Raw genomic sequence first — 11,648 nt, forward strand, 5'->3', positions numbered from 1 at the left:
GGTCGGCCGCCGACCGTCCCAGGGCGAACCCTAGGCAGCACCCGCGGGTGTCGCCCGTCGGGTCCGGGCGCAGGTGGCGGCGGGAAACCGAAACACGACTGCGTCCTGCACAAGACGTCGCGGAGGCCCTGCCGCCGGTACCTTCTGGGCGTGCTCGGCCTCCCGGACCCCATCCGCGCGTGCCTCTTCGACCTCGACGGCGTCCTGACGCGGACGGCGACCGTCCACTTCGCCGCCTGGAAACGCACCTTCGACGAATACCTGAGCCAGCACGAACCCGGTCAGCCGGAGTTCAGCCAGGTCGACTACAACCGCTACGTCGACGGCAAGCACCGGGCCGACGGCGTACGCGGGTTCCTGGCGAGCCGGGGGATCGTCCTGCCCGAAGGTGGGGACGACGACCCGCCCCACGCGGCGACGGTGCACGCGATCGCCACGCGCAAGAACGAGATGGTGCTGGCCGAGCTCGACGAGCACGGCGTCGAGGTCTACCCGGGCTCGGTCGCCTACCTGCGGGCGGTGAAGGACGCGGGCTTCGCGACGGCGGTGGTGACCGCGTCGGCCAACGGGGAGAAGGTCATCGCCGCTGCCGGGTTCGCCGACCTCATCGACGTCCGCATCGACGGCGTCGTCGCCGGGCGGGACGGGCTGCGCGGCAAGCCGGAACCCGACACGTTCGTGGCCGGCGCCCGGGCGCTGGGCTACGAGCCCGCGCAGGCCGTCGTGTACGAGGACGCGATCTCGGGGGTCGCCGCGGGGCGGGCCGGGAATTTCGGCTTCGTGGTCGGGGTGGATCGCGTCGGGCAGGCCGAGGCGTTGAAGGCGGCCGGCGCGGACGTCGTCGTCCAGGACCTCCACGAGCTGATGGGAGAGCAGGCATGACCGAGGGGCGGGCCTCGTTCCCGATCGAGCCGTGGGCGCTCACCGAGGTCGGCGTCGACCACTCGTCGCTCGGGGTGCACGAGTCGGTGTTCGCGCTGGCGAACGGGCACATCGGTATGCGCGGCTCGTTCGAGGAGGGGGAGCCGGTCGTCGTCCCGGGCACGTACCTCAACGGGTTCTTCGAGGAGCGGCCGCTGCCCTACGCCGAAGCCGGGTACGGCTTCCCCGAGCAGGGCCAGACGGTCGTCAACGTGACCGACGGCAAGCTGATCCGGCTGCTGGTCAAGGACTCGCCGCTGGACCTCACCTACGGCGAGATCATCGAGCACCGGCGGACGCTGGACCTGCGCGCGGGCGTGCTCCGCCGGTCCACGGAGTGGCGCTCGCCGGGTGGCCGCACGGTGCGGGTGACCAGCACCCGGCTGGTGTCGCTGACCCGCCGGTCGATCGCGGCGATCGAGTACCAGGTGGAGGTCACCGACGACCTCGGCGACCTCTACGTCGCCCTGCAGTCGGACCTGCTGGCCAACGAGTCGGCCCCCGGCGCGGAGTCCGACGACCCGCGCGCCGCGGCGGCGCTGGCCCACCCGCTGCGCTCGGAGCTGTTCGCCGCGCGGGGCCGCAAAGCGGTGCTGGTGCACCAGACCAAGCGCAGCCGGCTGCGCATGGCGGCCGGCATGGACCACGTCATCGAGATCCCCGACACCTGCACCGAGGACATCGAGGCCTCGGGCGACCTGGCCCGGTACACGCTGGCCGCGCGCATCCCGCCGGGCGGCACGCTGCGCCTGGTCAAGTTCCTCGCCTACGGCTGGTCGTCGCGCCGGTCCAGCCCGGCCCTGCGCGACCAGGTCGAGGCCGCGCTGGCGACGGCGAAGCTCGCCGGCTGGGAGCGGCTGGTGCGCGAGCAGCGCGAGCTGCTCGACCAGCACTGGGACGAGGCGGACGTCGAGATCGAGGGCGACGACGAGATGCAGCAGGCCGTGCGCGTCGGGATGTTCCACGTCCTGCAGGCCGGCCTGCGCGGCGAGCGCCAGGCGATCCCGGCCAAGGGGCTGACCGGCCCGGGCTACGACGGGCACACCTTCTGGGACACCGAGACCTACGTGCTCCCGGTGCTCACCTACACGGTGCCCGACGCGGTCCGCGACGCGCTGCGCTGGCGGCACTCGACCCTGCACCTGGCCCGCGAGCGCGCACGGGTCCTGGGCATGCGCGGCGCGGCCTTCCCGTGGCGCACCATCCGCGGCGAGGAGACCTCGGGCTACTGGCCGGCGGGGACGGCGGCCTTCCACATCAACGCCGACATCGCCGACGCCGTGGTCCGGTACTACAACGCCACGCTCGACGAGGACTTCGATCGCGACTTCGGCGCGGAGCTGCTGATCGAGACCGCCCGGCTGTGGGCCTCGCTGGGCCACTTCGACCCCGAGCACGGCTTCCGCATCGACGGCGTGACCGGGCCCGACGAGTACACCGCCGTCGTCGACAACAACGTCTTCACCAACCTGATGGCGCAGCGCAACCTGCGCGAGGCCGCCGAGGCGGTGAAGCGCCAGCCCGACGTGGCCGGGCGGCTCCAGGTCGAGCCGGGCGAGGTCGAGACCTGGCTGCGCGCGGCCGCGCTCATGGCCGTGCCCTACGACACCCAGCGCGGCGTGCACATGCAGTCCGACGCGTTCACCCACCACGAGGAGTGGGACTTCGAGGCGACGCCGCGGGAGAAGTACCCGTTGCTGCTGCACTACCCGTACTTCGAGATCTACCGCAAGCAGGTGGTGAAGCAGGCCGACCTGGTCATGGCCCTGCACCTGCGCGGGGACGCGTTCACCCTCGAGGAGAAGATCGCCAACTTCGCCTACTACGAGGCCCGCACCACCCGCGACTCGTCGCTGTCGGCCAGCCAGCAGGCGGTCGTCGCCGCCGAGGCCGGGCACCTGCAGCTGGCCTACGAGTACTGGGCCGAGGCGGCGTTGACCGACCTGCAGAACCTGCACCAGAACTCCGGCCACGGGCTGCACATCGCCTCGATGGCGGGGGGCTGGACGGGCGCCGTCGCCGGGTTCGGTGGAATGCGCGACCACAACGGCGAGCTGACGTTCGGCCCGCGGCTGCCCGAGCGGCTCACGCGGCTGCGGTTCCGGGTGGTCTACCGCGGGCGCAAGTTGACCGTCTCGGTCACCCCGGACAAGGCCGTGTACCGGCTGGTCGCCGGCGAACCGCTGGACATCCGTCACCACGGCCGGCAGGTGACCGTCGACCACGAGGACCTCGAGCTGGAGATCCCGCCCGCGCCGAAGGTCGATCCGGTGACCCAGCCGCCGGGCTGCGAACCGCGGCGGCGCGCCCGGCACTGACGAACCTCAGAGGAGACGAGGCTCAGAGGAGCAGCCAGCTCCCGCCGAGGACCAGCGCCCCGACGTCGACGAGGAGGAAGGCGCCGACCCAGAGGACGGCGGGCAGCCGGGTCAGCCGCGCCAGCTGGTCGGCGTCGGAGTCCGGCGTACGTCGCCGCCGGCGGACCGCCTGCAGCTCCAGGACGGCGCGCGGCGCGGCCAGGAGCAGGAACCAGGTCGCGAGCGCGGCGAAGGCGGCCTGCCCGTCGGGCGGCAGCCACCAGGTGGCGGCGAAGACGACGCCGCCGGTGGCCAGCACCGACCACAGGCCGTACCAGTTGCGGATCTGCACGAGCAGCAGGGCCAGGAGCAGCAGGAGCGCCCAGAGCAGGCCCACCGCGTGCCCGGCGGCCAGCAGGGCGGCCGCGCCCAGGCCGAACAGGCCCGGGCCGACGTAGCCGGCGAAGCAGGTCAGCACCATGCCCAGGCCGGTCGGCTTGCCCGCCGAGACGGTCAGGCCCGAGGTGTCCGAGTGCAGCCGGATGCCCGAGAGCCGGCGCCCCGCGGCCAGCGCGACGGCGCCGTGCGCGCCCTCGTGCGCGATCGTGACGGCGTGCCGGGTCACCCGCCACAGGCTGGGGGAGAGGACCAGCAGCGCCGCGGCGGCCGCCGTCCCGAGGAGGACCTCCGTCGGGAGGTCGGGGACGCTGGTGGTGACGCGCGCCCAGAATCGGCCGAGGAGATCCACGCCGGCGAGTCAACCGCACGGGTCTGGGAACCCCGCGCGCAACACGTTCGACGCCGGGGGAGGGGAGTGTCACCATCGCCGGCGTGGACCTGCTCTCGACGCTGCCGGCGTTCCTGCTGGCCGTGCTGCTGATCTCGGCGTCCCCGGGGCCGGCGATGGCGCTGATCTTCCGCCGGGCGGCGCTGCGGGGGCTCTCCGGCGCCGTGCCGACTGTGCTCGGCCTGGAGGCCGGGCTCTACGTCTGGGCGCTGTTCGCCGGCGCCGGGTTCGCGGCCCTCGTGGCGGCGTCGGAGGTGGCCTACGTCGTCCTGCGGATCGTCGGGGCGATCGTGCTGCTGGTGCTCGGCCTCAAGGCGTGGCGGGCGGCGTGGCGGGACAGGGGAGAGGCGGCCGCGGCGCCCGCCGAGGAGGCACCGCGACCGGGTCGCCGGCACTGGTGGGGGGCGTTCGGCGAGGGGGTCGTCGTGCAGCTGGCCAACCCGAAGGCCGCCGTCTTCATGATCGCGTTCTACCCGCAGTTCGTGCCGGCGGACGGGCCGGTCTTCGCGACGACGGCGCTGCTCGGGCTGCTGCAGATCGCGGTGGAGACCGGGCTGTACCTGGCACTGGCGGCCGGCGTCGCCCGGGCGGGGGCGTGGTTCCGGCGACCCAGGATCCGGCGCAGGCTCGAGGCGGTCAGCGGCACCGTGCTCGTGAGCCTCGGGGTGCGCGTGGCGGTTTCCAGCCGGTGACGCCTCAGTTGCCCGGTTTGACCGCCTTGCCGCGCTCCTTGTCCTCCTCGCTGGCCTCGTAGGCGCCGCGGATCGCGGACGCCGAGGCGTCGTTCTCGCCCGGCAGCGTGGCCCGGTCGGTCAGGTGGTCGGTCTCCTCCCGGCGCGTGCCGGACGGGTCGTGCCGGTGCTCGGTCATGCCGTCCCGCTACCCGATGACCGCCGGGGCACACCCGTAGGTCCCCGTGACGAAACAGCGTCCGTCAGAGGGTCTGGGTCAGGTTGACGACGTTGCCGTCGGGGTCCTTGATGTGGGCGACCCGCTGGCCCCACGGCATGTCGTTGGCGCCGCTGGTCGCTGCGCCGCCGAGGCCCTCGACGTCCGGCAGCAGGGCGTCGACGTCGGGGACGTCGATGCTCAGCAGCATCCGGCCGGGATCACCTGCGGCGACCGACGCGTCGAAGGAGAGGCCGAGCTCCGAGTCGCCCAGCGCGAGGCCGACATAGAAGACCGGGCCGTCGTCGGGGAAGCGCATCAGCTCGGTGGCGCCGAACAGGCCGGTGTAGAAGGCCAGCAGCCGGTCGAGGTCGGCGGTGACGATGATCGGGCGGATGGTGACGGGCACGGCGGGACTCCCTCGGGTGGACGTCGGTTCGAGAGGGGAGACTCTGCCGGGCCCGCGGAGTGAGCGGCGTCCCGGAGTGTCGGTGGCCGGCCCTACGATCCCCGCGTCCGACCGACCAGAGGAGCCCGTGGTGACCACGCTGCCCGACCGCCCCAACACCGCCCTGGTGGTGATCGACGTCCAGAACGGCGTCGTCGGCGAGGCGCACGAACGTGACGCCGTCGTCGCCAACATCGGCGCGCTCGTCGACAAGGCCCGGGGGGAGGGGGTGCCGGTCGTGTGGGTGCAGCACTCCGACGACCAGCTGGAGAAGGGGAGCGAGGCCTGGCAGTACGTCCCGGAACTGGCCCACGGGGAGTCCGAGCCGGTGGTGCACAAGACCTTCGGCGACTCGTTCGAGGGCACCGACCTCGAGGCCGTCCTGGCCCGCGCCGGCATCGGGCACCTCGTCGTCACCGGGGCGCAGACCGACCAGTGCATCCGCAACACCATCCACGGCGCGTTCGTGCGGGGCTACGACGTCACCCTGGTGGCCGACGCCCACACGACCGAGGACCTCAGCGCGTGGGGTGCGCCGCCGCCGGAGAAGGTCATCGCGCACACCAACATGTACTGGCAGGAGCAGGCGGCCCCGGGCCGCACGGCCGCGGTGACCGACACGGCGAACCTCACCTTCAGCCGCTGAGCGGCCGGCCCGCGCGCCCGGGGCCGTCGCCGGTGTCCGGCGGCGCTTCCGGCGGGGCCGCTCCCGTGCTCACGAGCTGCTCGGCGAGCGGGAGGTCCTTGAAGAAGTTCTTCGACTCGTTCTCCCGGAGCGAGAGCATGTCCCACAGCAGCGCGGCGGCGCGCTCCCGGTCGGCGCCGGCCGCTCCGGAACCGTCCTGCTCGGCCTTCCACCGCAGGTACCGGCGGGTGATCGCCAGCTCCGTGGCGCGCAGCAGCACCCAGGAGGAGTCCCAGCGGTAGAACCCGCGCAGCGCGGTGACCGTCGCGACCGTGAAGCCCGTGACCGACACCAGCAGGTCGCTGTTGCTCCACTCGCTGGCCGCGATGAGTGGCAGCGCGCCGCCGAGGACGATGACGATGATGCCGCTGAGCCGGTAGAAGCGCCGGTGCCACCGTGCCCGGGAGTCGTAGAAGGCCCGGACCCTCAGGACGTAGGCCTCGGCCTGGGCGCTGAAGCGATCCGGGGTGGTGGTGCTCCACGCGTCGAACTGCGGCGGCCGGAACAATCCCCAGGACCGGGGCGACGCCGGCGGAGTTGGGTTCACGGTGGCTCCCTCGACGACCGGTCAGGTGGTGCCCTCGGTGCGGTACTCCCGCGGGACGTAGCGCGCGAAGAAGAAGTTGTCCGCCACCTGGCGGGCCTTCGCCTCGTCCCGCTCGTCGTCGACGGGGAACGCCAGTATCGGGATTCCCCGGTTCCGCCACAACGACGTCCAGTACGACGGCAACCGGCTGAGTTCGTACGTGACGAAATCGGGTCGGGTGACCGCATTGGTCAGCATCGTCCGCCCGACCGTGGCGACGAGCGCGTTCGCGGAGTGCAGCTCGCCCGAGGCCTGGCCGACCGGACGATCGGGCAGGAGCCGGCGGAGGCGGAACACGGCCAGGGGGTCGAAGGACTGCACCGCCGCCGGGCCGGGGTAGTCCCGCAACGCGGCGGCGACCAGGTGCTCGAGGGTGCCGCGCCGATCGAGCTGCCACCGGCGGAGGTCGACCACCACGGGGACGGCACCGTCCACCGCGGCGAGCACGTCGGCCAGCGTGGGGATGCGCTCGGCGGTGTGCCCGAGGCGCACCTCGCGGACGTCCTCGTCGGTCGCCTCCCGTACCGGCACGGTCCCGCCGCCGGGGCGGGGGAGGACCGCGTCGTGCCACACGATCACCGACCCGTCGGCGGTGAGCTGGACGTCGAACTCGAACGGGACGCGATGCGCGACCGCGCGACGGAACGCGGCCAGGGAGTTCTCCGGGGTGTCGGCGTCGGCCTCGTAGAAACCTCGGTGGGCGATCGGCCCGGCGGTCAGCCACGGCTCGACACTCACGTTCGGGGTCCCTTCGACAACCTGCCGGGCGGTCGGGGTGGCCCTGTGCGGGGTGGCCCTGTGCGGACCATAGCGCAGGGGACGGCGCGCACCTGGTCAACCGAGGGCGATGAGACCTCAATGAGTTGACATAATGTGCATTATCGGCGTTAGATCCGGGGCGCCCGAGAGGGGTTCGCGCCGGTGGTTCGGTACGCCGTTCGTCGTCCGTCCCCGCTGCACTCCCCTGACCCGACGACCGCGACGCAGCGCTCGATCCGCGCGAGCCGGTCGATCCCGTCCGGGCCCTCCGGACCAGGTGGCGCGTGCCGCGGTCTCCGGGACGCCGGCCGGATGCTCCCGGAGATCCGGCCGGACGCTCCCGGCCACCTCGTCCACGACTCCCCCGAAAACGATCTTGCTCAGTTGATCTTGCCGGAGGCGTCATCGGTGGCCGCGTCGCCTCGACAGCCTCCTGACCGCGTCCGGCGCGGTACTCCCCCCATCCGCCCACACCCACCCCTTAACGTCACAGTGACGCAATCAAGGTGGTCCAGGTCGATGGACGGCACATCGTGCGGGAACTCCACGGCACGGTCACGGACGACCGCGGACGCGGTGCCGGGTGCGTGCCTTCGAGGGGCGGCGTTGCGGGGTTGTTCGTAGGGTCGGGTCATGCGCATACGACGTCCGCTCGCGGCTCTGTTCACCACGCTGGCCCTGCTCGGCGGCGGCGCGACGATGACGGGGTGCGAGGCCGCCGGTCAGGACCAGAACGACGGCACGACCGACGACAGCGGTGACCAGGACAGCGGTGACACGCAGGAGGACACCGACCAGGAAGAAGGCAGCCAGGACGACCCGACCGGCTGACGTGGACTCAGGCGGTGCGCTCGGTGACCCACAGCCGGTCCAGCCGGCCGGTCGAGTGCACCAGGTCGGACAGTGACCGTTCCAACTCGGCCTTCGTCGGCTTCTCGGTCAGCAGCGTCTGCACGTCCTCGAGGGCGCAGCGCAACTGGTACAGCCGGTCCTGCAGCCCGTCGAGCTCGGCGCGCGACACCAGGACGACGTCGCCCGGCAGCCCCGCTTTCGACGTGGCCGCGCGCTGCTCGTAGGCCCGTTGACGGCAGGCCTGGCCGCAGTACATGCGGGGCCGGCCGACCGACCCCTGCTGCGGGAGGACCCGGCGGCACCAGCCGCACCGTCGTTCCTCGCCACTCCCCCGGCTCGGGGCGGGGGAGAACGGGAGCTCCGTCGCCGTGCCCGACGCATGTCGCTGTGCCACGTCTGCGCACGGTAGACGGCGAGGCCGACAGACGTGGGCGACACGGGGCGGACACGCCAGGAGTGGTCCGCAGGAGACGATGCCGGAGGACCGGATGACGCAGGAGAGACCGGCCGAGGCGCTCCCCGTCGACCCCGCTCCGGCCTTCGACGCGCTCACCGAGGACGCGCTGCGCGCCTCCGGCAGCCTGAAGTGGACGAGGTACGGCGCGGCCATCGGCGCCTGGGTGGCCGAGATGGACCTGGGCACGGCCCCCGCGGTCATCGCGGCCCTCCACGAGGCCGTGGACCGCGGTCGGCTGGGCTACCTGCCCGCCGAGACGGCCGCGGAGATGGCGCGGGCCTGCGCGGCCTGGCACGCCGACCGGTACGGCTGGGCGGTCGCCCCGGAGCAGATCACGCCGATGGCCGACGTCGTCGCCGGTTTGCAGGCCGCCATCGAGCACTTCACGCCGCCGGGCAGCCCCGTCGTCCTCCCGACGCCGGCGTACATGCCGTTCCTCGTCGTGCCGCTCCTGCTCGGCCGGGAGCTGATCCAGGTCCCGATGGTCGAGGAGGCCGGCCGGCCGACCTACGACCTCGACGGCATCGCCCGTGCGCTGGACCGGGGTGCGGGCCTCGTCGTCCACGTCAACCCGCACAACCCGCTCGGCCGGGTCTTCACCGCCGAGGAGCAGCTCGCGCTCGCCGACGTCGTCGACCGCCGCGGAGCCCGGGTGTTCTCCGACGAGATCCACGCGCCGCTGGTCCATCCCGGCGCCGTCCACCGGCCCTACGCCGCGCTCTCCCCGGTCACGGCCGGGCACGCGGTGACGGCGACGTCGGCGTCCAAGGCCTGGAACCTGCCCGGCCTCAAGGCCGCACAGCTGCTGCTCAGCAACGACGACGACGTCGGGCACTGGGCGCGCGTCGGGTTCCTCACCACCCACGGTGCCTCGACGCCGGGCGTGCTGGCGCACACGGCCGCCTACACCCACGGACGCGACTGGCTCGCCGGCGTCCTGGGCTACCTGGACCGCAACCGCCGGCTCCTGGCCGAGCTGCTCGCCGAGCGGCTGCCGCAGGTCCGCTACCGCCCGCCCGAGGGGACCTACCTGGCCTGGCTGGACTGCCGGGAGCTCGCCCTGCCGCAGTCCCCCGGTGCGTTCTTCCTGGAGCGGGCCGGGGTGGCCTTCGTCGACGGTCCGGAGTGCGGCGCGCCCGGGGCCGGGCACGTCCGGCTCAACCTGGCGACGCCCGCCCCCGTCCTGCGGAAGATCGTCGATCGCATGGCCGACGCGGTCGAGGTCCGCTGACCGGGGGCTCGTCGGTCGGCGGACCGGCCCGTCTAGCGTGAACGCGTGCCCGCAGCGCGTTACGCCTACCTCGACGGGGACACCCCGTTGGCGATGGCGCACCGCGGCGGGGCCATCGAGCACCTGGAGAACACGCAGCCGGCTTTCGAGGCCTGCGTCGAGCTCGGCTACCGGTATCTCGAGACCGACGTGCGGGTCACCGCGGACGGCGTGCTGGTCGTCTTCCACGACGCCACCCTCGAGCGCGTGACCGACCGCGCGGGGCGGGTCGAGCACCTGACCTGGGCCGAGGTGTCGCGGGCCCGCATCGGCGGCCGCGAGCCGATCATGCGCCTGGAGGACCTGCTCGGAGCCTGGCCCGACGTCCGGTTCAACCTCGACATCAAGGCCGCCGGGGTCCTGGCCCCGCTGGTCCGCACGGTGCGCCGGCTCGGCGTGGCCGACCGGATCTGCCTGGGGTCGTTCTCCGACGCCCGCATCGCCGCGGCCCGGCGCCTGTTCGGCCCGGGGGTCTGCACGTCGCTCGGGCCGCGGGGGGTGGCCGCGCTGCGGCTGTCCTCCTACTCCCCCCGCGCCGCGGGTCTGGTCCGCATCCAGGCCGGGTGCGCGCAGGTGCCGCTCCAGCTCGGCGGGCGGGCCCTGGTCGACGAGCGGTTCATCGCCGCGGCGCGTGCCCGGGGGCTGCAGGTGCACGTCTGGACGGTGGACACCGAGGAGGAGAGCACGCGCATGCTCGACATGGGGGTGGACGGCATCATGACCGACCGTCCGGCGATGCTCCGCGAGCTGCTGGAGAAGCGCGGTCAGTGGGCGCCTCGATGAGCCGGCTCCGGGAGTGGCGCCCGCGCACCCCGCCGCTGCCCGACGACCTGGCCCGCCTGGTCAAGCCCGACGACCCGGAGTGGTTCGCCCGCGAGATGGCCATCGCGGCCGCGCCGCCCTGGTGGTTCTGGCGCTTCATGCTGCGCAACTTCTCGTGGCTGGTGAGCATCTTCGGGCGGGTCGAGGTGACCGGCGGGATCCCGGAGGAGCTCCGCAGGGGCCCGCTGCTGTTCGCCGCCAACCACATCGGCGACTTCGACCCGTTCGTGATCGCGGTGGCCCTGCACAAGGTGGGGGTCCTCCCCCGGATCATGGCCACCGGCGGGATCATGGAGGCACCGATCGCCGGCCCGCTGCTCGAACGCACCGGCGGGATCCGGGTGGAGCGCGGCACGGAACTGGCCCGGCACGCGGTGCGGGTCACCGAGGTGGCGCTGGTCCAGGGCGGCCACGTCGTCGCCTACCCGGAGGGCCGGGTCGGCCTGACCCCCGACGGCTGGCCCGAGCGGGGCCGGACCGGCATGGCGCGCATGGCCCTGGGCCTCGGGGTTCCGGTCATCCCGGTCAGCCAGTGGGGCGCGCACGAGGTGCTGCAGTACGGCAACGACTGGGGCAAGCTGCGCACCGTGCTGCGGGCGATCGTCCGCCGGCCCGCGCTCCGGGTGCACGTCGGGCCCCCCGTGAAGCTCGACGACCTGCAGATGGGCCGGGTCGGCGACGCCAACCGCGCCCGGTACCGCATCACCGCGGCGATCACCCGCGGCCTGGTCCCGCTGCGGGCCGGCGAGCGCGACCGGCCCGCCTGGCTGGACCCGACCCGGCCGACGACGGCGGTGGCGGCCTACCCGGGCGGCGTCGTCCCCGATGACGTCCCCTGATCGCCGGACATGAGCACGACCGTGACCCTGCGGTGCT

Annotated in this window: 14 protein-coding genes; 8 read left to right on the forward strand and 6 right to left on the reverse strand. The window is 73.4% G+C overall.

What is annotated here, in order from left to right; translation table 11 throughout:
* The first annotated feature begins 150 nt into the window (after positions 1-150).
* Together ABD644_RS09930 and ABD644_RS09935 are read left to right on the forward strand one after the other, a co-directional pair.
* Entirely contained in the window at positions 151-882 is a 732-nt protein-coding gene (locus ABD644_RS09930) for an HAD family hydrolase (protein WP_344688687.1), read from the forward strand.
* Positions 879-3,239, forward strand: coding sequence for a glycoside hydrolase family 65 protein (locus ABD644_RS09935; RefSeq protein WP_344688688.1), 2,361 nt, complete (start codon positions 879-881; stop codon positions 3,237-3,239). Before ABD644_RS09930 ends, ABD644_RS09935 begins: the two co-directional genes overlap by 4 nt.
* A 22-nt stretch (positions 3,240-3,261) precedes the next feature.
* On the opposite strand, the gene ABD644_RS09940 is transcribed toward ABD644_RS09935, so the two are convergent.
* Complete coding sequence (locus ABD644_RS09940; protein WP_344688689.1) at positions 3,262-3,966, reverse strand: M50 family metallopeptidase; 705 nt, start codon at positions 3,964-3,966, stop codon at positions 3,262-3,264.
* 83 nt (positions 3,967-4,049) lie between these two features.
* Between ABD644_RS09940 and ABD644_RS09945 the strand changes: the two genes are divergently transcribed.
* A complete protein-coding gene (locus tag ABD644_RS09945) occupies positions 4,050-4,697 on the forward strand; it encodes a LysE family translocator (protein WP_344688690.1) in 648 nt (215 codons plus the stop codon).
* A gap of 4 nt (positions 4,698-4,701) precedes the next feature.
* Here the strand turns inward: ABD644_RS09945 and ABD644_RS09950 are convergent, their stop codons facing one another.
* Together ABD644_RS09950 and ABD644_RS09955 are read right to left on the reverse strand one after the other, a co-directional pair.
* Entirely contained in the window at positions 4,702-4,875 is a 174-nt protein-coding gene (locus ABD644_RS09950; protein ID WP_344688691.1) for a hypothetical protein, read from the reverse strand.
* A gap of 64 nt (positions 4,876-4,939) precedes the next feature.
* The gene (locus ABD644_RS09955) at positions 4,940-5,302 is read right to left on the reverse strand and encodes a VOC family protein (protein WP_344688692.1); all 363 of its coding nucleotides are present in this window, start codon (positions 5,300-5,302) and stop codon (positions 4,940-4,942) included.
* A gap of 130 nt (positions 5,303-5,432) precedes the next feature.
* On the opposite strand from ABD644_RS09955, the gene ABD644_RS09960 reads away from it, so the two are divergent.
* Positions 5,433-5,987: a cysteine hydrolase family protein gene (locus ABD644_RS09960; protein WP_344688693.1), complete on the forward strand. Its 555-nt coding sequence runs from the start codon at positions 5,433-5,435 to the stop codon at positions 5,985-5,987.
* Here ABD644_RS09960 and ABD644_RS09965 read toward each other — a convergent pair.
* On the reverse strand, positions 5,977-6,573 hold the full coding sequence (locus ABD644_RS09965; RefSeq protein ID WP_344688694.1) for a DUF4231 domain-containing protein: 597 nt from the start codon (positions 6,571-6,573) through the stop codon (positions 5,977-5,979). The genes ABD644_RS09960 and ABD644_RS09965 overlap by 11 nt on opposite strands.
* Before the next feature lie 21 nt (positions 6,574-6,594).
* Positions 6,595-7,350, reverse strand: a complete 756-nt coding sequence (locus ABD644_RS09970; protein ID WP_344688695.1) for a glycerophosphodiester phosphodiesterase family protein — start codon at positions 7,348-7,350, stop codon at positions 6,595-6,597.
* A gap of 654 nt (positions 7,351-8,004) precedes the next feature.
* On the opposite strand from ABD644_RS09970, the gene ABD644_RS09975 reads away from it, so the two are divergent.
* A complete protein-coding gene (locus ABD644_RS09975) occupies positions 8,005-8,202 on the forward strand; it encodes a hypothetical protein (protein ID WP_344688696.1) in 198 nt (65 codons plus the stop codon).
* Between the two features lie 7 nt (positions 8,203-8,209).
* Here the strand turns inward: ABD644_RS09975 and ABD644_RS09980 are convergent, their stop codons facing one another.
* The gene (locus ABD644_RS09980) at positions 8,210-8,617 is read right to left on the reverse strand and encodes a hypothetical protein (RefSeq protein WP_344688697.1); all 408 of its coding nucleotides are present in this window, start codon (positions 8,615-8,617) and stop codon (positions 8,210-8,212) included.
* A 94-nt stretch (positions 8,618-8,711) separates the two neighbouring features.
* Between ABD644_RS09980 and ABD644_RS09985 the strand changes: the two genes are divergently transcribed.
* Genes ABD644_RS09985 through ABD644_RS09995 form a run of 3 tightly spaced genes read left to right on the forward strand, consistent with a single transcriptional unit; the run spans position 8,712 to position 11,611 of the window.
* A complete protein-coding gene (locus ABD644_RS09985) occupies positions 8,712-9,911 on the forward strand; it encodes a MalY/PatB family protein (protein ID WP_344688698.1) in 1,200 nt (399 codons plus the stop codon).
* Between the two features lie 45 nt (positions 9,912-9,956).
* The gene (locus ABD644_RS09990) at positions 9,957-10,733 is read left to right on the forward strand and encodes a glycerophosphodiester phosphodiesterase family protein (protein ID WP_344688699.1); all 777 of its coding nucleotides are present in this window, start codon (positions 9,957-9,959) and stop codon (positions 10,731-10,733) included.
* Positions 10,730-11,611 carry a lysophospholipid acyltransferase family protein gene (locus ABD644_RS09995; RefSeq protein ID WP_344688700.1) on the forward strand — a complete coding sequence of 294 codons (882 nt, stop codon included), beginning with the start codon at positions 10,730-10,732 and terminating at the stop codon, positions 11,609-11,611. Before ABD644_RS09990 ends, ABD644_RS09995 begins: the two co-directional genes overlap by 4 nt.
* The last annotated feature ends 37 nt before the right edge of the window (positions 11,612-11,648 follow it).

Source organism: Blastococcus jejuensis (genome assembly GCF_039534705.1).
Taxonomy (GTDB): Bacteria; Actinomycetota; Actinomycetes; order Mycobacteriales; family Geodermatophilaceae; genus Blastococcus_B; species Blastococcus_B jejuensis.